General features: G+C 57.0%; 26 protein-coding genes. 5 read left to right on the forward strand and 21 right to left on the reverse strand.

Features of this window, described 5'->3' with window-relative positions; translation table 11 throughout:
* The 3 genes from WBM93_RS10185 to WBM93_RS10195 all read right to left on the reverse strand — a co-directional run.
* Positions 1–548, reverse strand: a 548-nt coding sequence (locus WBM93_RS10185) for a DNA gyrase subunit A (RefSeq protein WP_424431509.1), incomplete at its 3' end; no start/stop codon positions are given.
* A gap of 85 nt (positions 549–633) precedes the next feature.
* On the reverse strand, positions 634–1428 hold the full coding sequence (locus tag WBM93_RS10190) for a ceramidase domain-containing protein (protein ID WP_424431510.1): 795 nt from the start codon (positions 1426–1428) through the stop codon (positions 634–636).
* Positions 1413–1877: a hypothetical protein gene (locus WBM93_RS10195; protein ID WP_424431511.1), complete on the reverse strand. Its 465-nt coding sequence runs from the start codon at positions 1875–1877 to the stop codon at positions 1413–1415. Before WBM93_RS10195 ends, WBM93_RS10190 begins: the two co-directional genes overlap by 16 nt.
* A gap of 174 nt (positions 1878–2051) precedes the next feature.
* Here WBM93_RS10195 and purC point away from each other — a divergent pair, with 174 nt between their 5' ends.
* From purC to purQ, 5 genes are all read left to right on the forward strand, one after another.
* Positions 2052–2828, forward strand: a complete 777-nt coding sequence (gene purC, locus WBM93_RS10200) for a phosphoribosylaminoimidazolesuccinocarboxamide synthase (RefSeq protein ID WP_424431513.1) — start codon at positions 2052–2054, stop codon at positions 2826–2828.
* A gap of 153 nt (positions 2829–2981) precedes the next feature.
* Entirely contained in the window at positions 2982–4304 is a 1323-nt protein-coding gene (locus WBM93_RS10205) for a transferrin-binding protein-like solute binding protein (protein WP_424431515.1), read from the forward strand.
* A gap of 8 nt (positions 4305–4312) precedes the next feature.
* Positions 4313–5731, forward strand: a complete 1419-nt coding sequence (locus WBM93_RS10210; RefSeq protein WP_424431516.1) for a surface lipoprotein assembly modifier — start codon at positions 4313–4315, stop codon at positions 5729–5731.
* 118 nt (positions 5732–5849) lie between these two features.
* Positions 5850–6104 carry a phosphoribosylformylglycinamidine synthase subunit PurS gene (gene purS / locus WBM93_RS10215; protein ID WP_424431518.1) on the forward strand — a complete coding sequence of 85 codons (255 nt, stop codon included), beginning with the start codon at positions 5850–5852 and terminating at the stop codon, positions 6102–6104.
* Positions 6104–6760, forward strand: coding sequence for a phosphoribosylformylglycinamidine synthase subunit PurQ (purQ, locus tag WBM93_RS10220; RefSeq protein ID WP_424431520.1), 657 nt, complete (start codon positions 6104–6106; stop codon positions 6758–6760). Before purS ends, purQ begins: the two co-directional genes overlap by 1 nt.
* Before the next feature lie 381 nt (positions 6761–7141).
* Here purQ and WBM93_RS10225 read toward each other — a convergent pair whose 3' ends face one another.
* The 18 genes from WBM93_RS10225 to WBM93_RS10310 all read right to left on the reverse strand — a co-directional run.
* Positions 7142–8248, reverse strand: coding sequence for an OmpA family protein (locus WBM93_RS10225; protein WP_424431522.1), 1107 nt, complete (start codon positions 8246–8248; stop codon positions 7142–7144).
* 191 nt (positions 8249–8439) lie between these two features.
* Positions 8440–8889: a DUF2793 domain-containing protein gene (locus WBM93_RS10230; RefSeq protein WP_424431524.1), complete on the reverse strand. Its 450-nt coding sequence runs from the start codon at positions 8887–8889 to the stop codon at positions 8440–8442.
* A 45-nt stretch (positions 8890–8934) separates the two neighbouring features.
* Positions 8935–11160, reverse strand: coding sequence for a phage tail baseplate protein (locus tag WBM93_RS10235; RefSeq protein ID WP_424431526.1), 2226 nt, complete (start codon positions 11158–11160; stop codon positions 8935–8937).
* The gene (locus WBM93_RS10240; protein ID WP_424431528.1) at positions 11161–11553 is read right to left on the reverse strand and encodes a peptidoglycan endopeptidase; all 393 of its coding nucleotides are present in this window, start codon (positions 11551–11553) and stop codon (positions 11161–11163) included.
* A gap of 26 nt (positions 11554–11579) precedes the next feature.
* Positions 11580–12398 carry a DUF2163 domain-containing protein gene (locus WBM93_RS10245; RefSeq protein ID WP_424431529.1) on the reverse strand — a complete coding sequence of 273 codons (819 nt, stop codon included), beginning with the start codon at positions 12396–12398 and terminating at the stop codon, positions 11580–11582.
* Positions 12395–14743 (reverse strand): DUF2460 domain-containing protein, encoded by a 2349-nt coding sequence (locus WBM93_RS10250; protein WP_424431531.1) that lies wholly within the window; start codon positions 14741–14743, stop codon positions 12395–12397. The genes WBM93_RS10245 and WBM93_RS10250 overlap by 4 nt, the downstream gene beginning before the upstream one ends.
* Before the next feature lie 2 nt (positions 14744–14745).
* A complete protein-coding gene (locus WBM93_RS10255) occupies positions 14746–15333 on the reverse strand; it encodes a tail tape measure protein (RefSeq protein ID WP_424431533.1) in 588 nt (195 codons plus the stop codon).
* Positions 15326–15433, reverse strand: a complete 108-nt coding sequence (locus WBM93_RS10260; protein WP_424431535.1) for a hypothetical protein — start codon at positions 15431–15433, stop codon at positions 15326–15328. Before WBM93_RS10260 ends, WBM93_RS10255 begins: the two co-directional genes overlap by 8 nt.
* A 190-nt stretch (positions 15434–15623) precedes the next feature.
* On the reverse strand, positions 15624–15929 hold the full coding sequence (locus WBM93_RS10265) for a gene transfer agent family protein (protein ID WP_424431553.1): 306 nt from the start codon (positions 15927–15929) through the stop codon (positions 15624–15626).
* Between the two features lie 16 nt (positions 15930–15945).
* Positions 15946–16353: a phage tail tube protein gene (locus WBM93_RS10270; RefSeq protein WP_424431537.1), complete on the reverse strand. Its 408-nt coding sequence runs from the start codon at positions 16351–16353 to the stop codon at positions 15946–15948.
* Positions 16354–16617: 264 nt separating this feature from the next.
* Positions 16618–17016 (reverse strand): DUF3168 domain-containing protein, encoded by a 399-nt coding sequence (locus WBM93_RS10275; RefSeq protein WP_424431539.1) that lies wholly within the window; start codon positions 17014–17016, stop codon positions 16618–16620.
* Positions 17013–17231 (reverse strand): hypothetical protein, encoded by a 219-nt coding sequence (locus WBM93_RS10280; protein ID WP_424431541.1) that lies wholly within the window; start codon positions 17229–17231, stop codon positions 17013–17015. The genes WBM93_RS10275 and WBM93_RS10280 overlap by 4 nt, the downstream gene beginning before the upstream one ends.
* Positions 17231–17557 (reverse strand): head-tail adaptor protein, encoded by a 327-nt coding sequence (locus tag WBM93_RS10285; protein ID WP_424431543.1) that lies wholly within the window; start codon positions 17555–17557, stop codon positions 17231–17233. The genes WBM93_RS10280 and WBM93_RS10285 overlap by 1 nt, the downstream gene beginning before the upstream one ends.
* Positions 17557–18102, reverse strand: a complete 546-nt coding sequence (locus WBM93_RS10290; RefSeq protein ID WP_424431545.1) for a head-tail connector protein — start codon at positions 18100–18102, stop codon at positions 17557–17559. Before WBM93_RS10290 ends, WBM93_RS10285 begins: the two co-directional genes overlap by 1 nt.
* A gap of 102 nt (positions 18103–18204) precedes the next feature.
* Positions 18205–19371 carry a phage major capsid protein gene (locus tag WBM93_RS10295; protein WP_424431547.1) on the reverse strand — a complete coding sequence of 389 codons (1167 nt, stop codon included), beginning with the start codon at positions 19369–19371 and terminating at the stop codon, positions 18205–18207.
* A gap of 103 nt (positions 19372–19474) precedes the next feature.
* The gene (locus WBM93_RS10300; RefSeq protein WP_424431555.1) at positions 19475–19972 is read right to left on the reverse strand and encodes an HK97 family phage prohead protease; all 498 of its coding nucleotides are present in this window, start codon (positions 19970–19972) and stop codon (positions 19475–19477) included.
* Entirely contained in the window at positions 19972–20280 is a 309-nt protein-coding gene (locus WBM93_RS10305; RefSeq protein WP_424431549.1) for a DUF6127 family protein, read from the reverse strand. Before WBM93_RS10305 ends, WBM93_RS10300 begins: the two co-directional genes overlap by 1 nt.
* Positions 20281–20531: 251 nt before the next feature.
* Positions 20532–20936, reverse strand: a 405-nt coding sequence (locus WBM93_RS10310; protein ID WP_424431551.1) for a phage portal protein, incomplete at its 5' end; no start/stop codon positions are given.

The following is a 20936-nucleotide window of genomic DNA, read 5'->3' on the forward strand; positions in this document are numbered from 1 at the left end:
CTCGCGCCGTTGGCAAGCAGATTGGGGAAGAGTCCGGGCATGACCTCCGGTTCTTCATCCTCGCCATTATATGTCGGTTTGAAATCGACCGTGCCTTCGTCGAGGCCGTGCATCAGCTCGATTGCCGTGCGTGTCATCCGGGCCTCGGTATACCGATAGGCCGCGGCATTATCGCCGTCGATATTGCCGAAATTCCCCTGCCCGTCGACCAGCGGATAGCGCAGCGAGAACGTCTGGGCGAGGCGGACCATCGCGTCGTAGACAGACTGATCGCCGTGCGGGTGATACTTACCGATGACATCGCCGACCACACGGGCGCATTTCTTGTAACCCTGCGACGGATCGAGCTTCAGCATCCTCATCGCCCATAGCAGGCGGCGGTGCACGGGTTTCAAACCATCCCGCAGATCCGGTAACGACCGGGCGGTGATCGTCGACATCGCATAAATCAAATAGCGTTCGGAAAGCGCCGCATCAAACGGGGCTTCTACTATCGCGTCAAATTCATCTTCGGGAGCCGCTTCGGGCGCATCGGTTACATCACTCATGACGGAGGCGATAGCAGGGTGGATTCAGGGTTGGTAGGGGGAAAGTAGCGGAATGTTGATCGAGATGTATCTTCGTTAAACGATTTTACCTCACAGGCCGCTCGCTGCGATAATAGAGAAACGCAAACCATAAAGCGACCGCGCCGAGAAGATGCCAGACCGCATGTCCCTGCCACAAACTAGCCGGACTACAAAGCTGGCCGCGCTGGTCCAGATTCCAGATTGTGAAGGCGACGATATTGGCGATAAGACCAGCGACATAATAGCCGATCCGGACCTGCGGACGCAGGGGTCTTGCAAATATAAGCTCTAGGATAATCGCGGCCAGCAGGATGACCGCGAAGAGCCAGCGGCGGACTTCGGGCAGCGCATAAAGGATCGCGACCAGAACCACGCAAAGCAGAGCATAATAGACCATCGCGCGCCGATCGGCGATGCCCCGCCATTTCGCGATCGCATAGATCAGGAAAAATCCACTGACCAGATACATGCCCAGCACATCGAAAAACTGCCCCCATAAGGTGAGCGTCGCGTGAAGAAGAACCGATCCAACCCCGGTAACGATTGTGGCCACCCCCAATATGCTGGCCGCCTGTGGCGGGAAAGCCGATATCCAGTCACGTGACCGGGCCAGCAGTATCATGAGAAAACCGGTAAATACAAAGCCGAACGATGAAAAGCTGTTGGCCGGCTGCAACAGAAACGCGCCGGTTCTGGGCATTTCGCAGAAACATCTGGTTTCGGTGCACGTCGCCGGGGCGAAACGCGACCAGTCGGGACCGAAAAACATCAGCAAACCAACCGTAATTGTTGCCAAAGCAACGGTCAGCGCAAAAGCCGCGAACAACTTGCCGGAAATATGGGTCATCGTTTCAGCCATTTTTCCGGCAAGTCCAAAGCTTCCCGTTCATTATCCCAGATCATACCCATGATCCACCAGCGCCCATCGGGCTTGCCATCACTGCCTATCCCATCATTCCACAGATGGATCATATTCACGCCGCGAAACTGGATTTCGGGATGATCGGGTGTCTCGCGGGCTTCATAAGTGGAATAGACATGAGCCACCTGGCCAAAAACGTCGACCTTGCGGCCAATCTCGATCTCGTAAAATGACCGGCCCGCAAGCATCGGGATCGATGCCTCGACAAATTCATCAAAGCTAAACGGATAGGCGACCGCTTTGCCCTCTTCGATCCTGGTACGAACAAGCACACAACGCGGATGATAGATTTCGCGGTCGCGTTCCCAGTCCTGTCCGCCCGGCGGGCCCGATATACAATCATATAGCGTGTCGAGGACTTCATCGATGGTCGCATATTTGGTCATCGCGGTCGCATTCCTTCGGTTCGTTGGGTTAACTATCATGAAACGGGATTGATTGCGCCGCAAGCCGGTTTCGCATATAGAAAGTCTCGGTTGCCCCGATCCGTTCAATCAGCCATGATTCGAACAATCGGGGCATGATTTTTTGTCGCTCTCTTTGCGAAGTGGAAAAAAGCAATGTCCCGTCGTCGCCAAATCTATGAAGGCAAGGCCAAGATTCTTTATGAAGGTCCGGAACCCGGCACCATCATTCAATATTTCAAGGACGATGCCACTGCTTTCAATGCAGAGAAAAAGGGTACGATCAACGGCAAGGGCGTGATCAACAACCGGATCAGCGAGCATATTTTCACATTGCTCGGTCATATCGGCATCCCGAGTCACTTCATCCGCCGCCTCAATATGCGCGAGCAACTCGTCAAACAGGTCGAAATTGTCCCGATTGAGGTGATTGTCCGCAACGTCGCTGCCGGCTCTCTATCCAAGCGGCTCGGCATCGAAGAAGGCACGCCGCTCCCTCACACCTTGCTGGAATATTGCTATAAAGATGATGCGCTCGGAGATCCGCTAGTCGCCGAAGAACATATCGCCTGCTTCGGCTGGGCGAGCCAGGAGGAAATGCAGGATATTTCCGCCATGGCCATCCGGATCAACGACTTCATGGCCGGGATGTTCGCCGGGATCGGCATCAGACTGGTCGATTTCAAGCTCGAGTTCGGCAGAATTTTCGAGGGTGATTTTTCGCGGATTATTTTGGCCGACGAAATTAGCCCGGACGGTTGCCGCCTTTGGGATATCAAAACCAACGAAAAGCTCGACAAGGACCGGTTCCGTCGTGATCTTGGCGGAGAAGCCGAGGCTTATCAGGAAGTTGCCCGCCGTCTTGGCCTTCTCCCGGAAGGCGAGAGCGAGGTGCTCGACCTCAATAGTGAACGAAAAAAGCGCGGAAAGTAACCATAGTCTTTTGGGCCGTGGTTAGGTGATCATGCGATTAACCCCATCAAGGGGGCGGCACTATGCCGTGAATATCACCTATGGTTTACGCGAATTTAACCATTGAAATGATAGCACCGCCCTCATGTGGAACTCATGTGAGGAATATTTCCAATGCGCTTACTAATTTTGCTCGCCACGACAACGATGCTCGCCGCCTGCGGCGGAGCCGGCCCACAATCTGTTGGTAGCAGCGCGCCGCCAACCGGCGGCGGGACAGGTGGTGGCGGTACCGGTGGTGGAACCGGTGGCGGCACAGCCCACACATTTGTCGACCCTACCGAGCAGAAAACCTATACTGCCGTGGGTTCTTCGCATAGCTATCAAAATTCCATCCAAGACGGCGGCGGCTTACTGCAGGACACAAATGGAAACCTGGTGCTCGACGCTGGCGGGAATACGATTCCGGTGCAAAGGTCCTTGCGGCAAACCTCTCAGAATGCGCAACTTTATGCAGGTGATGCGACCACCGTCCGCAACTCGAACCTGACAATTGCCTATGATCCGCGCGACGCGATCTTCAATGTCAGCTTTTCTAACTTACTGGCAGGTGCATCGGGTGCCAGTCGCTTCCAGGATCCCATACATCGTACGAATTTTGGCGGCGCTGTTCAGCCGCAGATCGGTACACCGAATCTGGAATCGGGAGCATGGAACGTTCCCGGGATTCAATATCTTGAATCCGGTTCCTCATCCAACATTTCCTGGGCACAACCCGTTGTCGGTGCTCCCAGAGAGTTCAGCTTCGACCTCATCGATCGATCCGCAGGCGGGAGTTATGATGCTACAACGTTCTTTTATCAGCGTCCCGGAACCGAAACCCAATATGTGACATTTGCAGGATATCTTCGAAACAAGGCTACGGTGTCTTATGATGGCGCTACCGGTCTGACTACTCAAAATAACACCTTCGAAAGAGGTGCTTTTGCTTATGGTGAAATAACGGCGAGCGATGTGGTCCCCACCACTGGCACCGGAACCTTCCAAGGCTCGATGCTCGCGACTATGGTTTTCAACGACCAGCCGGATACAACGGGGAATTTCGACACCTATTTCCAATGGATTGCGGGTCGCGCCACGACCAGCGTAAATTTCGGTGCGAATACTTTTTCGCTATCGCTGGACGGTACGGTTGGCGCACCGACGTTTGACGGCACAAGCGGCCAGCATAGCGTGCTGGAAAACGCACAATTTCGCGCCAATGGCGGCGGCAATATCAGCCTCGTGCAAGCAGGAGGGTTTCTGGGTCAATTTAGCGAAGCCTGGTTTGTAAACCCTGGTGGCGCTCGGCTGGATCTCCTGATTGCCGGTTCGAGCATCAATGGTGCGTTCTATGGGCCAAGCGCTCAAGAAGTAGGCGGTGGTTACCGCATCGTTGGCGGCACACCCGACGAGCGGATTGACATCCTGGGAACTTTTGTCGGCAAAAAGCCCTAGAGGCCAGAATGATCAATTCCAGCACTCTGGTCAAAGCTACAGTTGTATCTTGCATAACCGTTGCAGGATTTGGTCAGGTGCAGGCTGCTACATCGCTGGCCGTTGCGACGGATTCCGTTGCGGATTTCACAGCGACGGTGCAGCCGACCTGTGATTCCGCCGGTAGATGCCATCTTCAAGTGACGCCAGGTCAGTTGCTGGCTAAAGCGGAATCTCTGATTCAGGCCAAAGACTATCAGGCGGCTCTGCCTTTGGTGGATGCGCTGGGACAGGTACCCGAACTGCAAATGCAGCAGCAGTTTCTGGCCGGATATATCGCCATTGAAACGGGCGATGTAGATGGCGCGATCGAGAAATTTCGGTCGATTCTGGACGAAAATCCCGGACAGACCCGGGTACGGCTGGAACTGGCGCGAGCCTATTTGATGACCGGCAAGGAGGCCAGTGCAGACTATCACTTCCGTCTTGCACAAAATGACGAGAATCTTCCTGATGAAATATCCCAGACCATTCGCAATACGCGCAGCATTTTGCGTGATCAGCGGGTCTGGCGATTCAGTTTCGATGTCGGCTTTGCGCCGGACACCAATATCAATGGCGCAACCAATGCCGAAACGATCGACATCAACTTCGGCCCGATAAAACTCCCGCTACAACTGGATGAAGATGCCCGGGAGCGATCCGGCATCGGGCAAACTGCCGGTTTTTCCGGAGGCATTCGCGTAAAAGCCAACGACCGGCTGGCCTTGCTGTTCGATGCCGATAGCAAGATCATCAATTACAAAGGCGAAGCGGCTGACGATATTGTTATCCAGGTTGCCGCTGGCCCCGAACTCCGCATCGCCCGCTACGCCAGCCTCTCATTGCAGGCGGTTGGACTGCAACGCTGGTATGGTGGCCGGCTCGCCACGCGTGAATATGGCGGCAGATTGGGATATCAACAAGCGCTCAGCGAGGGGCAAAGATTGGGTTTCGAACTGGACGCTCGCCGGACCGAGTCGCAGCTGAGCGATTCCTATAGCGGCTGGCAGCTCGGTGCGAACGCCACTTACGAACATCTCGTCGGCAAATCGCTGATCGCTTCTGCCAGTCTGTTTGCCCGCCGGGATCTGCTCAACGCGGACGGCTTTTCCAGTTTCAACTATGGCGCAAATCTCGGGATTGGCGGAGAATTGCCGCTCGGCCTCAACGCCGGTGTTTCGGCCAGCATCAGCCGCTCCGAATTTGATGCGCCATTGCTGCTCTATTCGACAGAGAAACGGCAAGACTGGCGGGGGTTCGCCCGCGCTTATGTCGGCAGCCGCAAAATCAAGTTCCTCGGCTTCTCGCCTTCCATCGATTATAATTACTCACGGGTGGACAGCAACTACGGCCTGTATGAAATGAGCCGCCACCGCGTGAATTTCAAGTTGGCTCGCTATTTCTAGGGCCACAACACAGCATTGCTCGGTCTGACTTTTCCATTTTTCTTTCTTGCTCTTGCCCCGGCTAATCTTGCCGCTATAGCAAGGCGATATTGGCGGCGGAACAACGCGAGGGCGACGGATGAAAGTCAGAATATTTATAACGCTGAAGGATGGCGTATTGGATCCTCAGGGAAAAGCCATTCATCATGCGCTCGAAAGCCTCGATTTTTCGGGCGTTAATGACGTTCGCGCGGGCAAGCTGATCGAGCTTGATGTTGACGCATCAGTCAGCCGGGTCGAAATCGACAGAATGTGCGATAAACTGCTCGCCAACACCGTAATCGAAAATTATGAAATCGAGACTCCGGAATCGCTTCAAGAGTCGATTTCCTGATGCAATCTGCGGTAATTGTTTTTCCCGGCTCGAATTGCGACCGTGACATGGCCGTAGCTTTGGAGACGGTATCGGGTAAAAAGCCGCATATGGTCTGGCACGGCGACAGCGAGCTGCCTTCGGGGCTGGATCTCATCGCTATCCCGGGCGGTTTTTCTTACGGAGATTATCTGCGATCTGGTGCAATGGCCTCGCGTTCGAACATCATCAAGCCGGTCATCGAAGCGGCCCAGCGCGGAATCAGGATATTGGGCGTCTGCAACGGATTTCAAATCCTCACGGAAACGGGACTATTGCCGGGAGCATTGATGCGAAACAGCAATATCAATTTCGTTTGCAAGGATGCGGATCTCGAAGTCACCAATAGCGATACTATATTCACATCACGATATTCGGAAAATACGTCCATCTCGATTCCGGTAGCCCATCATGACGGTAACTTTTTTGCCGACAATCAAACATTGGACAAGTTGGAAAGCAATCGTCAGATAGTGTTTCGATACCGGAGCAATATCAACGGTTCATCACGCAATATTGCCGGTATTATAAACGAAACCGGGAACGTCCTGGGGATGATGCCGCACCCCGAGCGTGCAGTCGATCGAAAACATGGCGGGACTGACGGGATTGCTTTGTTTGAAAGTCTCCTGAACTAGAGCGCCGCGCTCCGTCGAACCGGATGGCTTTTGTTCTGAAAACCGCAATCGGGCGTATATGCCCCGGACAATCGGAATTTCGGGCGCGTTCACCCGCTTATAGCGAGCCGAGATGTCTAGCTGGTTCCGCATGGCCGCACGTAATTCCGTGACCTCCTGACATCCATTGGTGCGGATACGACCGCAGATGTTGCTGAAGCACTTTCCGGTAACACAATTTTCTAAACTTCACACGCTTGCAAACGGCGGAAGGTTCTTGGCCATCCCGGTTTCATTGGGATTGCAAGAAGATGCGTCTAGCTCGCTCATTCGGCTGAGCCGGAAACGAAAAAGGGCCGGTCCGAAGACCAGCCCTTTTCACTATTAGCATCTATGTTGGTATTAGTTACCCGAACCAGGTCCGTACATAACTTCAACACGACGGTTCTGCGGTTCGCGAACACCGTCTGCGGTGTCAACGCGAGGACGCGATTCACCGAAGGCTTCACTTGCAATTGCGCCGCCGCTGATGCCGCGCGATTCAAGATACGCACGAACAGCTCCGTTGCGACGCTGGGACAGACCGACGTTGTAGCTGGCAGAACCAGATTTGTCAGCGTGACCAGCCAGCATGACCTGAGCCGAACCACAATCACCATATGCGGTAACCGCATTGTCGAGAACCGAAGCCGCTTCTGGTGTGATGTCCGACTGATCCCAGTCAAAGAACACAATATAAGGGCCAGGCGCACATACAGCCGGTGGTGGCGGTGGTGGCGGTGGTGGAGGCGGTGGTGGCGGTGGCGGTGGCGGTGGTGGTGGTGCATCCGGTTCGCCGCCGAAGTTGTAAATCAAGCTACCCAGAATCGAGTGGGTCCGCAGACGCGTATCAGCATCACGGCCAAGTTGATCGACAAGATTGATTTTATCAGCATTGAAGAAGCGGTACTTCAGACCGACATCCCAGCTATCGCTCAACGGGGCACGAACGCCTGCAAGCAATTGCCATGCAAAACCGGTGTCCGAATCGTCAAGATAAGTGCTAGCAAAGATATTCGTTACTTCGGTCCGTGCAACGCCGACGCCGCCGCCAGCAAAGCCCTGGATGCCGTCATCGTCACCAAAGTCCAGCAAACCGTTCAGCATGAAGCTGAGCGCGTTCACTTCGCCATTGATCGGATATACACCAGTAACGGTTGGACCGGCGCCGTTTGCATTCGGAGAGATACCCGGCGCACCGGCTTGAATGCGATTGGCAGCAGCGGCTTTATAACCAACTTCGGCTTCCAGACGGAAACCTCCGAAATCATATCCGACAATGCCGTCAAAATCATAACCGGCGTCATGATCAACTTCAAACGCACCATTGTTACCGGCAACGTTGATCGACAGATCTTCAGCGATCATTGCACCGCCCTCGACACCAACATACCACTGGTCATCACGAGCCAGAGCAGGTGTAGCGAGCGCTGTGGAGGCAAGCGCCATTCCTAAGGCAAGCTTCCGCATTTATATTCCCCTTCTCAATTAGGTTCTAAATTTCACGCCGCTTTCTAACCTCTCGCTCCGGTCAGTGCAAGCAACCAAATCGCAGAACTGTTGCGAAAATGTCGCCATTTTCGGCATTTAGTCCAAAAAATGACTTTCAGGATCGGTTAGATTGAGAAAATGCGCATTCCCATAGACTGCTGGATTCGATATTATAGCCCGGATTTGAGGATTCCCTGCGCTTCGAGCGCGGCTAGAATCGAATCGATGGAACTTCGGGCCTCGACATCAATTACAGAGCCCGCCACCGGACTTGGGACCTCGGCGGCTAACTGCCAGAACCCGTGGTATATTGCGAATGCATTCGCCGATTCGATATAGACACGCATCCAGGCTTGCGGCTTAAGGAACAGCCAGCCATTTCCGGACCAGCCGGCGATCTCGTCATCATGATCCAGCCAATCTTCTGTGGCACTCGGCCCTACAAGCCAGGACTGCCCGGGAAGCGGTGCAATGGTTGTCGGATCAGTTTCAATCGCCTGCACCGCCGGCTGGATCAGAAAATCGATACGCGTAAGGGCTTCATTGTGGAACAATTCCTTATGCGCCTGTCCCGCCGCTAGCAGCGGTATTTCAAACCTTGTGGTTTCTAACAAAGCCATATGCTGTTCTTTCCGATGATATTGAGAAGATGAAACGCAATGAATTCAGAGCGGTATATCGATAACCAGCGCTTCAGATAATCCATATGCTCCGACCTGGCAGATCTTGGCGCTGATGTTTCCGATCCCGCTGGCTATAAACGGTTCCATTTGAGAGGCAGACAGGACCACGTGGGGTATCGCCGACTCGATCGAAATTGCGACGCCGGACCCATCGTCCGGCGATAGTTCGACCCTATATTTCTCGACCTCTTCGGCCAGAGGCACTTCGACATGGTCGGACCAGATTGTTCCCGCCCGGGACCGTCTGGTCCAACCAATTTCGAGATCACCATTGTCCTGAAAAACCCATTCGGGATGAACGGGTGACCATGGCATCAGGGCCCGACCCGGGGATTCAATTTGGGCCGATACCTTCAGGAGATCATCTCGTCCCAGCGCGAATATCGTTGTGGGCGAGAAAGGGGAATATGCAGTGGAATCGATTTCCGGCATTGCCCCTGCGTCCAGCAGAACGAAATTTTCATCGCCGCTATGCCGCGTAACCTCGATCTCGGTGCCCCCGAGCCCGCGAATCATCCGGGAAAGGCGAAATCGCCCTTCCTCCAGCAATAGCGCTTCAGCGAACTGTACGACTTCCCGACCAATTAAGGCGATATTGTTTCCAGCCAGCAGTTGTGAATCATCGGCGTAGAACAGCCTCATCGTCGGATTTCGTAAATCCACATCAATGTGATTGATCTGGTCAATCAATGCGGGGTTGGCAGAACCGAGCGCGCCCGATGTAATGCCGATGACCGCAGGCGCTGATATTTGGCCGACATATGCGCCCGGCGCTCCATCGGGACCAGAGGCAAAAAGCTGGGCGGTTCGCCAACCGGCGTCCCCGGCGGCTGCGGCATAGAGCCTCGCTTGGTCGGAAGGCATGGTCGGCGCATCAATGGCGAAGGGCAAATCAACGAGTACGAGACGGGTCAAACCTGCGCGAAGGTCGGAATCCGTTACATTTCTGCCCTGCTCCGATTCGACCAGAACCACGCTGCTGTTGATGTTCGCACTTGTTAGCGAAAGCGTTCCGAAGCCCAATGCGGTATCGCATTCACGAACGCGCCAAAGACCAGGAAGAGCCTCGAATTTGACCAACATACCAGGCCGATAGGGAATACTGCCCAGGGGCACCGCAACTTTCAAACTCGATCGTTCGCTATATGCTGACCACAATCCTTCCGTGGCGATCATTTTGGCCTGATCAGCCGCTAGTGTGGCCGGCAGATCGCGAACAAGCGATATCCGGCCAGTTCCGGGTCGCATCACCGACTGGATCCCCGATTGATAGTCGCGAGCCGGATCATAATAGCGCACCGACAACTGCCTGGGAGACCCTGCAACCGCTGCAATGCGATTTTCCGCGGGCGAAATTTCCTGTTTGCCAGCCGCGCGTACAAAATCGCTGTTGATGGTCACGGCGGTCAAAGACTCGACATGGGAACGCGCTTCTGCTGCTATGCGATCAATCATGCTCGGATCGGACGAGAATGACAGCGGGATTGATTCGGTAAGTGACAACAAAGCGGCCTGTCGATCCCGACCACCGGCTGCAAATCCGATGACCGTATCGCTTGGCGGCAAGAAAATTCGTGCACCCGAAACAGCAGTGACGATATCCGCGATCGAGACTAAGCCATCATCAGCGATTACTTCAAACGTCAGCGACGGAATACGATTGCCATATTCGGTCAGATCCATGTCGCTGAAGACCGCCAATGCAAAATCGCGATAGGCAGGTGTTCCGCCATCCGCCTCGGCACTGGCCATCAAACCATCAACGGGCTGGTCCTCGTGACCAGCGTGAAAAACAAACTGCGTTTCAGTTTTGAAATCTCCGGCAGTACCGCGAAAGATTTTCCCGTCCGCCCATATCCGGCCGATATCCCGGATTCGGCGACTGGACAGAGCAACAGCGAAACAAGCAGAATAACTATAGATCGTGGTGCTTGGTCGCCCCTTTGCGCCGCCTTCGCGGCTCCGGGTTTCCTTCAAATCCGTCGCCCAGATGACCGTACCGGCGACGCGCATCTTGCCATATATGCGGGGAACCTGCGATCCATAGCTGGACGTCTGTACAGCCAGCTCCTGCAACCGCGGCCCTTCCCGCCCCGTTGGCTTGAGCAGGATATTCTGGTCGACCTGCTGGCCAACTATTGCCCCGATAGCTCCGCCAATCGGTCCGCCGATTGCCGAGCCCGCGGCAGTCAAAATCAATGTCGCCATTCAGGCCTCCACCAGTCTGAAAATCGAAACAATCGGCCACGGGGAATCGCCCGGACAAAATACCACTTTTCCCAGACCTGCATGGGCATGGACAAAACCGTCTTTGGCCCGGATCAGGAAATGCCACTGGACCGGGCTGGGCCTGGCCAGAACGATGTCACCGTCAAGTAACTCGCTAGACGGTGCGAACCGGTCAAAACCGATACTGGTCATAAATTCGTTGATCGCTCCCTCTGATCCACCGCGAATCGAATAGCCATTGGGTACCCCGCAATCGAAATCGGCTGACAGCAGACATTGATCCGCCAGACCGATACAATCCACCCCGCCCTTCGGGTCCCGGCCATGCAAACGAAATGCGGATCCACACAACGACATCGCCTTCTCGGCCATTTTTGTCGCTATCCTTTGAGACTGTTTCATGCGCCGGGATATCTAGTGAGCAGATCATTGCCCGGAAGATAGGGTTCCCCGCGAAAATTGATGCTGTTGGCAAAGCGGTCCCGGCAGGTCGCAAAATTCTTGTTGCAGCCTTCGGTGAGCAACACTCTTGTGCCTACGGCAACGGACGGGGATAAACGGTCTGCCAGTCTGACCACATCCTCCTGACCGTCAATGATCGCATAGCTAAGCCCACAATTGAAACCGTCGAGGACACGCAGCGATCCAAAGACAAATTCGGACGCAACACCAGCCAGCGCATCAATCCCGATCTCGTCGCCATTGATCAACGTGATCCTGCATTCCCGCTGGTGTCGGTGCAGGCTCAACTTGCATTGGCTATCTCCAAATTCGGCCCGACAGGTGGGCGACGTCAATGGTGCGATCGGCTCGTTGAGAAACGATGTCGCACCCAGCATCTCGACAGTAAAACTATCTCCGGACCTGACGATCTCGCCAAATTCGCCACAAATCAGCGGCAAAGGCTCGGCGCTGGGCTGTTCCCAATTGATCAGTGAAACATACAACAGTGCACCATCCCAACGACCGTCGGCGATATCTGTTTCTGCAATCGCAGCGCTCGTCATAACGCCTTCAATTTCGACGTTGTCGATGTCCAGACTGTCGGAAAGCGCGATGGAGGACGGCACCATTCCCGGCGCCGACCGATAGCGAAACGCATCGACAACAAGATCGCGATCATGCGACGTGAAGCCAAGCGCAACGCCGTCCTCCCGTTCCAGCCGCCAGAGGTAAGCGCAGGTAGTGACATTGCGGTCCAGCCAATCGAGGCTCATGACGTTTCCCGGACCTCGACCAGAACCACCTCCGGAATTTCCCCTGCCAGGAATGTCGCGTGGTTCACCCGCAGCTGATCGCTGGCGAACCGCACGGGCACATCGAACAGAAAACCGGCGGTCACATCACTACCCTCGGCCGGAGACGTATCAAACGCGATCAGCCCGGTCGGACCAAGCGACCAGTCACCGGCCAATTGCCCGTCGATCGCGATCTGGAGAGAATCCGGATCGGGCCGGGTGATCCATCGTTGCTGCGGTTCTCCGACAGGGTCACCATAATTTTTGACCAGCTGAAACTGTGTCTGCTGACCATCACCCTTGCCGAGAAGCTGGTCGGTTGGTGTTGGGTCGCCGACCATGTCGCGTGAACTATGGTCATAGGGATCGCGAAAGCGAAAGGCCTTGGCCGCACCCCGGCGGGCGCGGAAAAAAGCGATCAAAACGCCCAATTCTTCCTCGCTCCTGATGCCCGGACCGACATCAAATTCGAGCCGCGCGTCGGACCAGTCGCTGTTGCGTTTCTCATGGCCGGATATGGTCGTCACGATCCGGGTTGAAAATCCCGGCGACACACTGGCTCCCTGGCCCATGGCGAGCGGAAATTGTACGTCGTCAAAGGCGTTCACATCCTCCTCCTCTTCCTGGAAATAGGTGAAACCGTCACGGGCGACTTGCGGCAGCGCCCAGACATAGATTTCCGGCGTACCACGCGCCTGCGCATCGGCGATGGCAGTGGCCATATTGGCCCAGATGAACCGGTCCCCTGCGGCGAGGACAAAGCCGGAAAAATAATGCTGCTGACTGATCGGATAGCCGAGCCGCTGGGTCGCCAGTTCAATCCCGTTTCTGGTCGCCGACCGATTGCCGGTAATCACCCAGTCATAATCCTCGAGCTGCAAGATATCGAAGGCGGGCGACGCCCAGTCCACAGGCAGGTTTGCCCGCTTGGCTTCGGGAGCCTGCTCATCGAGAATCGTCGGCAAATAGGCGAGCAACAGGGTCTCGACCGGCGCCCCTCCCGCTTCTTGCTTCACCGCATCGAGCAGCGCAGCGGTAGACTGCGCCAATATCGCTCCGGCCTGATCAAGCATCGCCTCCTGAACTGCGGTTTTCGGCCCGTTAATAGATGCAATGCTGACCGAAGCAGGGCCCAAGGCCGCGGTAGCCGCAGCATCATAGAGACAAATGCGCTGGTCCGGCATGATCCACCACCACGGCTCACCGACCTGAAAGCGGATCGCTGCGCCCGCATCTCGTGCAATCGCCGTAAACGCGCGAGCGACAGCTTGCAGATAGCTCATAGCATTGGCATTGGCGGGCGAGAGCAAGGTCGAGGGCGGCTCCCAACCGGTCAGCGCCGGATCACCATTTTCCGCACGCTGTTTCCAGTCGTTCCAGCAATGCGCATCGAATAACTCGTAGGAAAGCGACAGGATCACCGAAAACCCCATGGTTTCACTGCGAGATATCAGGTCGCGATGCCAAACCGCTGTCGGCTGATTGATCGCTGCAAATTCTTCTCCCTCCCGGGGCGCAGCAAGACTGACATAAAGCCCCTCCCCCAGAGTTTCGAGCCGAAAATAATGGCTCATGCCCAGATAATGATTAATCGATCCGCGATATCCCAAAGCGCGGATCGCGCGCAGCAGCCGCTCCGGCGTCTGGTTGAAACTGTCGTCATAGGCCGTCGCCATCGCGAGGCCGTGTTCCGGCATCATGATGTCGCCGATTTCCAGCACCGCGCCCTGACCATCGGTGCGGATCGCGCTCATCTCGACCCAGCCGATCTTTGGCGTGGAATATCGTGTACCAAGCTCGTCATATTCCGGCGGAATGATCGAAATGAACAGCCGGTCAATATCTGCGGGAAAGACCGGATCGGCCTCTCCAGGCAACAGGAACCCGCCCTTAACACGCGAAAACTCTATTGAGATGTCCGCATCCGTCGGTGTCCCGCTGGCATAATTCCACAGCCGGACATACCAGGATTTGGCAAGCCCCGCTGCATCCCGGCCCTCGATGGTCAGCGTCGGCCCGTTGATCGCATCGAGCGGCATGATGCCCTCGGATCGCCAGTGAAATTCCCATTTCAGCCGCGAATAATCACGCTTCGTTTCATAAGCTAGCAAGGGATGGTCGAGCGCGTCCTCGCTTTCCCAGATAAGCCCGGCGAGATCGTCACTATTGTAGAATACCGCATCCACACGCAGCGCATCCGACGCCATGGTCACCACCGATGCCATCATCGGTCGCGGGAAATTGATTGTCCAGAATCGGGGATCAAAACGCTGGATGAAGCTGCTCCGCTGCGCCGTTCTTTGCTCTGCAAGCCAGAAACCCATGATCAGCCCGCCTTTGCAGCCAGCGCATTGCGCACAGCTCTCGCCACCTGCCGGCTTGATCGCCGCATCTGGTCAGGCGCGCTTGCCTGGCCATTGTCGGATATATTGATTGTGAGCCGGACATTTGTCGTACCGCCAGCGGAATTCGTTCGTTCAATCCGTCCCGCTGCTGTCGGCACGAATATCTCGGGTCCGCTTTCACCCACCATATAGGCGCGGCCGCCGATTACCGGCCCTCCGGTCGCCCGCCCCGGTGCACTCAAAAATGAACCCAGCAAGGATGTTCCGATATTGAGCAGGCCGCCACCGGAACCGCCCGAGCCGCCACCAAACAGGCTTTGTAACCCGCCATGGATCGCGGCACTGGCAATATCGTTCATGACCGAAAGCGCTACCCGGCGGAGGTCCTCGAAATCCAGCGAACCACGTCGGATCGCCCTGCTAAGCGTATTCTCCAACGCCGAGCCCGCCCGTTCCAGACCCGCTGCGAAGGGACCTTCAAGCTGCCCCTTCATATCCGCTACATCTTTGGCAAAACCGACAGTGTCGGCGCGCACGCTGACCACCAGTCGTTCGATTTCTTCATCCATCGGGATAGGTTTCTTTCAATATTTCGAGTTGCTTGATGCCGAGCGGCGTTGATCCGTGGCCACTGGGATCACGGTCACTAAATGCTGTAAAAATGATCATCAGTTCGGCGGGTGTAGCATTCCAGAATTGATCGGGTGTCCAGCCGAGAACCGCTGAGACCGTGCCGGATAGTTCTTGTGTGGATGCTGAAAAATAATTGTGCCCCGGCGAAGGCCAGGGTCCATCTCGATATGGATCGTCTGCCGCGTCAACGGGAGATGAACTCCCGCCTTCGGGGGAGCACAACTCACTATTCACCGACAGAACCACCCGACAATATTTGCTTCAACAAAATCTTCAGCGCAGGCGTTACCCCGGCAAATCCAAGCTCCATCATCCCCTCGCCCAATTGATCGCGAGTCAAATGACCTGGTCGATCGCGGGCGACATGCCAGAACAGGACCACCATCTCCGATAGCAAAAGCCGGCCGCTGGCGGCCCGCTCGACCAGATCGAATAATGAGCCCAGCTCTTCCTCGGCCGCTACTAGAGCAGAAAAACTGGGTCGCAGGATCAGCCGCGCGCCGTTGATCATGATCTCCGCCTCGCCGCGCATCGCGTTGGCGGGCCGATCAGACACTGGCGACCGCTCCGGAGCTTTCCAGGCTCAATGTGTAACTGCGCTCGCCATTATAGTCGCCGCTATAATCCAGCCGCGCGACCAGGAAGTCGCCTTGCATCCGATCGCCGCTTTCGAAGCTCAGTTCGTAGGTATCGATTACGCCGCCCAGCGCATGGTTCTTGATCCTTAGCTCTGCGTCGGAGCCGGTGAACACTCCCGCTCCGGACACAGATACCGAGCGCACGCCCGCGCCCGACAATAATTGCCGCCAGCCGCCGCTGTCCTTGCTGGTGATCGCGATGGGTTCACCATTGATCGACATCTGTGTGGTTCGGAGACCCGCGATCGTGGTGTAACCGACCGGGTCCTCTCCATCGCCGATTTTCAGGAGAAAGGCGCTGCCTTTTTCTGCTGCCATATTCTGGTTCCTTTTGTGGTGTTTGTAGTTGTCTGGTCTCGTGCCAGTTCGCTGCGCGAACGCCTCCGGCGGGGCGGACTATCGCCCGACCCGCGGTCGCGCTTGCCTCCGCTTCAGGTCGGTTCGGCCTTCCCAATCTTGGTTAGTTTCTAACCGAGGCGCAGCTGAGGCAAGGGCGCCAAAAAACCAATGGCGTCCGCCGCGCCTTATGGCGCGATAGCCAAGCGGGCAGATGCCCGCGCCCGGCGCCTGAGGTTAAAATAATCATTCCCTCAAAACCCTCGCCCGATACTCGACCAACCCGCTCCAAGGGCTGACTGCGCTGCGCAATATCCGCGTCCGGCGGAAGTCAAAGGTGACGATCTGCCAGCCCAAAGGGTCATCCAACCCGGACTCCAGCGTCTCTTCTACCAGCGCCATCACCCGGTGCAGGCGCGCCGCCGTCTCGCCGTCATCGTAGGCGGTAAGCGCAAGACTCAATTCCCGCCCGACCCCGCCTTTGTGACTCCAGTCAAGCGATGCTCCGGTGGCCAGTGCGATATAGGGAAAGTCAGCACGTGGCGGCGGACCGTCATATATGCCGCTGACCAAGCCCGTCAGTTCCGCGTGCCCACTCAGCCTTGCGACCAATTGCTGCTGGACTGCTTCCAGCGCGCCGCTCATCGCACGCCCCGCATCAGAAAGGCGACATCGCGCAGGCTGCTATTCTCGATCAGCCGCTCTTTCAGCCGCGGCGCTTCGATCAGCACGCCCACAGTGTTTATGCTGATTCGGGCATCGTTCGGCAATTCGTCCGCCAGTGCCGATTTGATCTCGGATTTGGTATTGGAAAGCCTTTGTTCAGCAATGATTTCACCGCGTTTTAACAATTTTTCCATCATCTCTTTTCGACCGCTTGCAGTATTGTTTTCGGGATCAGTCGATGCTCCAGAATGACGCTGGTGACGATCATCACCCGCCCGCTCCAATTGAGCCTGTCACCCGGTATGATCGCTTGTGTTTCCCGCAATATGAAGCGCCAGCGGGGCATGGCTGATCGGCTCTCCGCTTCTCCCGCGTCCCCGCCAGACAAGGCTTCTGCCGCCGCCCAAAACTCGCCGACGATGTCAAATTGCAGTTCGGCGGAGCCCATCGCATCGCGACCGGCAGTCTGCCGCTCGATCATGATGCGCTGCCGCAATATACCTGAAAATTCCTGCCCCATCACACTATCCTCATCCGTCGATAGGGCCGCCACAGCGCGATCACCGCGCTCGGCGGGCCACCGGCATCGACGCCGTCGCGATTGGCGTAAAAATAACCCGCCATCCGGACGATGCCCTGGCGCAGGCCCGCGGGCAGTTCGTCCCAGTCCACCGCCAGACCACTCGCATAGGTCACCCGGATCCGCGAACCGCCGTCGCTGCGGTGCAGCCTGATCCAGCCAATGCCATCGCTGTCGATTTCGAGCGCATAATCCGCGACCGCCAGTGGCGACGCGATTCCGTTCGCCGCCACCTGCTCGACCGTCGTGATCGATTGTACCGGAAGCCGCTTCAGTTTTTGCCAGGCATGGCGCGCCGGCAACATATCGGTCACCGGTCGCGCGACCAGCATCTGTCCGGTAAAATCCTCGCATAGCGACGCCGCGCTGCGCAGGAACGCGGCGATCGCGGCATCATCGGCCTCATGGTCGATCCGGACAAAGGCCCGGACCTCTGCGATCAGCGCTGCCGGCACATCCGGCCAGTCTGAAATGGGAAAGCTCACGATTGCGGCATCCTTTCAATAGAAGTTCAGGGGGTGCACCCGTGCCGCCTGGAGAAGGGGAGCGACCGGCACGGGCGCGCTGCGCCGAAGCGCAGCAAGGGCTCAGATAGTGCTGAACTGCATCAGCTTGATCGCTTCCGAATTCATCACCTGACCGCCAACCCGCTTGGTCGCGTAGAAATGGACAAACGGCTTTTTGGTAAACGGATCGCGCAGGATATGGGTCGCAGTCCGTTCGGCGATCAGATAGCCGGCGCGGAAATTGCCGAAGGCGATCGACAGGCTGTCGGCCGCAATATCGGGCATATCCTCGGCCTCGACCACCGGATAGCCGAGCAAAGTCGCAGGCTGTCCATTGGCGAGCGAAGGCTGCCACAAAAACGCGCCATCGGCAGTCTTGAACTTGCGGATCCGGGCGAGCGTCGAGCTGTTCATCACAAAGGCCGCGCCCTGCCGGTAAGCGGGGCGGAGCGTGTGAACGAGATCGACCAGCGCATCCTCGCTGGCAAAGCTGCCCGCCGCCCCGGACGGCACATATTGCAGCGATCCAAAGGCGCGCACATCATCCGTTTCATCGGTGACCACCGCATTGAGAAAGCCGCGCGGACGGTTGACACCGGAGCCTCCGACAAAGGCCGCACCCTCTGCCTGGGCAAATTCGCGGGCGATTTCATCGGCGAGCCAGGATTCAACGTCAAAGGCCGCATCATCCAGCATCGCCTGCGATGCCGCCGGGTTGGCATAAAGCTCTCCGGTCGGCGGCGCGATTTCGTTGAAATCCGGCGTATCGGTTTCCGGACGGCCGGCAGTCTCGCTGACCCAGCCGGAGGGCGTGCCTCCGGTGGTCACCAGTTTGCGATAACCGGCACTGCCGGTCTGCACGACCGTCGCAATCGAGCGGATCGGCGAGATATCCTTCAGCGTCGCCCCGATCAGCGCATCAATTTCCTCCGGCACGGCAAAGCCGCCCTCGGGACCGGACGCGCCGGAGAAGCTCTTCAGCTCGACCCCGCTATGATCGCCGCTCCGCAGATATTTGGACACAAAATCCTGCACCGCGAGCGAAGGCGGCATCGCCTTTGCGCCATCCAGCGCAGGCCTTGCCGCGAGCTTGCCCAATCCATCGATCTGCCCTTTCAGACCATCTACATCACCACGCAAGGCTGCAATCGCCTTGCCATGATTTTCCGTTTCTTCGGCCATCAGCACCGCATCAAAAGACGCTTCAAGCGGGTCGGCCTTGGTTTCAAGTTTGCTAGAATGTTCCATATTTTTCCTTTCCTGGGGTTATCTTTCAATTGGGCATTGAGATCGCACGAAGCCGCGAGGCCAGAGACGGCTCTTCGTGTCTTCGCGACTTCGCGCGATAAAATTAGAGTTGTTGGACCAGATGGACGCGGGCCAGTTCCTGCATTGGAAAGCTCACCAGAGAAATCTCTGCCACATCCAGATCGAGCAATTCGCGGGGCTTCTCACCTACCGCGCGCTTCACCCGATAGCCGAAGCTCAGCCCCTTCACCGACGTGCCGGACAACAAGACCGCAGCGTCCCGCCCGGCCCGGGTCCCAGTCGAGACAGTCCCGATCACCCGCAATCCGCGCCGGTCCTCAAGGGCAAAATTGACACTACCGATCCGCCGCATCGCATCATGCTGCCACAACAGCGGCAGCGTTTTTCCTTCCGGAAACGCACCAAAGGCCCCGGGCCGAATAATATCGCCACCCTTGTCGATGCGATTGAAGATCGCGGCATAGCCCGCGAAGCGCAGAGTGTTTGAGTGTTCCGTTAGTGGTGAGCCTGTCGAACCACGCCTGTCGGACGAGAAGCGCCGTTCGGCAAGCTCAGCGCTAGCGGACTTATCCGAACTCATCACGATACCAGATGCCCCAAACCCAGCCGCATCGCGATTCCGACCAGCAGCAACGCCAGCGCGCCCCGCACAACCCAGCGGATCGCCGCTTTCCACGCACTCGCCTTGGCATCGCGCCAGGCACCAAGCAGTTCACGCAATTCGTCTATGTCATCCTGTGCCGAGGGATCGGCCAGCCCCAGCCGATCAAGCACCCGCACCGCGCCGCTATCCGTCGCCTCCTCGACAATCGCGCGCAGCGTAACCAGATCAGCGCCATCACCTTCCGCCTGCGCCATCAGGCGGGCGAGCATTTCTTCGTTATTCATTTTGATTGATGTTCCTTTTTTTGGACCTCAAACGCCGGGCGGGCGTATCCGCGCCCTGGGTTTTCGCGCCAACAGGCGCGGCGGCCGGTCGGCCTTGCCTCGGCTGCGCCCCGGTTAGAAACCCACCACAAGTGGGAGCGCCGAACCGACGCGAAGCGGAGGCAAGCGCGACTGCGCGCCCGCAGCATAAGCGAGGATAGCCAAGCGGGCGGATGCCCGCGCCCGGCGCCTGAGGTTAAAATAAAGACTCCTTACATCCCCAACATCGCCCGTTTCTCCTCCGGCGAGAGAAAATCCGCCTCGCAAACCTGTTTCCACAAACGCTCGCGGTCCTCGGACAGCGCCGGGATCTGGTCCCGGTCAACCGCAAGCTGCACATCCGGCCACCAGGCCTGAACCGCACCAGACAGCCCATCCAATATCTTCCCCGCCAGCGGCAATATCGTCAGTCGCCATAGCGCCCGGTTGGCCTCGCGATAATTGGCATAGCTATTGTCGCCGGGTAGCCCGAGCAGCATCGGCGGCACCCCGAACGCCAGCGCGATTTCTCGCGCTGCCGCTTCTTTCAGCGCGACAAAATCCATGTCCGCCGGGGTCATGCTCATCGACTGCCATTTGAGGCCGCCCTCGAGCAGCATCGGCCGCCCGGCATTGCC

Source organism: Parasphingorhabdus sp. (assembly GCF_049667325.1).
Taxonomy (GTDB): Bacteria; Pseudomonadota; Alphaproteobacteria; order Sphingomonadales; family Sphingomonadaceae; genus Parasphingorhabdus.

Coding starts and splice junctions, on each gene's coding strand:
- WBM93_RS10190 (WP_424431510.1), bottom strand. CDS start 1,428: ATGGCTGAAACGATGACCCATATTTCCGGCAAGTTGTTCGCGGCTTTT.
- WBM93_RS10195 (WP_424431511.1), bottom strand. CDS start 1,877: ATGACCAAATATGCGACCATCGATGAAGTCCTCGACACGCTATATGAT.
- purC (WP_424431513.1), top strand. CDS start 2,052: ATGTCCCGTCGTCGCCAAATCTATGAAGGCAAGGCCAAGATTCTTTAT.
- WBM93_RS10205 (WP_424431515.1), top strand. CDS start 2,982: ATGCGCTTACTAATTTTGCTCGCCACGACAACGATGCTCGCCGCCTGC.
- WBM93_RS10210 (WP_424431516.1), top strand. CDS start 4,313: ATGATCAATTCCAGCACTCTGGTCAAAGCTACAGTTGTATCTTGCATA.
- purS (WP_424431518.1), top strand. CDS start 5,850: ATGAAAGTCAGAATATTTATAACGCTGAAGGATGGCGTATTGGATCCT.
- purQ (WP_424431520.1), top strand. CDS start 6,104: ATGCAATCTGCGGTAATTGTTTTTCCCGGCTCGAATTGCGACCGTGAC.
- WBM93_RS10225 (WP_424431522.1), bottom strand. CDS start 8,248: ATGCGGAAGCTTGCCTTAGGAATGGCGCTTGCCTCCACAGCGCTCGCT.
- WBM93_RS10230 (WP_424431524.1), bottom strand. CDS start 8,889: ATGGCTTTGTTAGAAACCACAAGGTTTGAAATACCGCTGCTAGCGGCG.
- WBM93_RS10235 (WP_424431526.1), bottom strand. CDS start 11,160: ATGGCGACATTGATTTTGACTGCCGCGGGCTCGGCAATCGGCGGACCG.
- WBM93_RS10240 (WP_424431528.1), bottom strand. CDS start 11,553: ATGGCCGAGAAGGCGATGTCGTTGTGTGGATCCGCATTTCGTTTGCAT.
- WBM93_RS10245 (WP_424431529.1), bottom strand. CDS start 12,398: ATGAGCCTCGATTGGCTGGACCGCAATGTCACTACCTGCGCTTACCTC.
- WBM93_RS10250 (WP_424431531.1), bottom strand. CDS start 14,743: ATGGGTTTCTGGCTTGCAGAGCAAAGAACGGCGCAGCGGAGCAGCTTC.
- WBM93_RS10255 (WP_424431533.1), bottom strand. CDS start 15,333: ATGGATGAAGAAATCGAACGACTGGTGGTCAGCGTGCGCGCCGACACT.
- WBM93_RS10260 (WP_424431535.1), bottom strand. CDS start 15,433: ATGATCATTTTTACAGCATTTAGTGACCGTGATCCCAGTGGCCACGGA.
- WBM93_RS10265 (WP_424431553.1), bottom strand. CDS start 15,929: ATGCGCGGCGAGGCGGAGATCATGATCAACGGCGCGCGGCTGATCCTG.
- WBM93_RS10270 (WP_424431537.1), bottom strand. CDS start 16,353: ATGGCAGCAGAAAAAGGCAGCGCCTTTCTCCTGAAAATCGGCGATGGA.
- WBM93_RS10275 (WP_424431539.1), bottom strand. CDS start 17,016: ATGAGCGGCGCGCTGGAAGCAGTCCAGCAGCAATTGGTCGCAAGGCTG.
- WBM93_RS10280 (WP_424431541.1), bottom strand. CDS start 17,231: ATGGAAAAATTGTTAAAACGCGGTGAAATCATTGCTGAACAAAGGCTT.
- WBM93_RS10285 (WP_424431543.1), bottom strand. CDS start 17,557: ATGGGGCAGGAATTTTCAGGTATATTGCGGCAGCGCATCATGATCGAG.
- WBM93_RS10295 (WP_424431547.1), bottom strand. CDS start 19,371: ATGGAACATTCTAGCAAACTTGAAACCAAGGCCGACCCGCTTGAAGCG.
- WBM93_RS10300 (WP_424431555.1), bottom strand. CDS start 19,972: ATGAGTTCGGATAAGTCCGCTAGCGCTGAGCTTGCCGAACGGCGCTTC.
- WBM93_RS10305 (WP_424431549.1), bottom strand. CDS start 20,280: ATGAATAACGAAGAAATGCTCGCCCGCCTGATGGCGCAGGCGGAAGGT.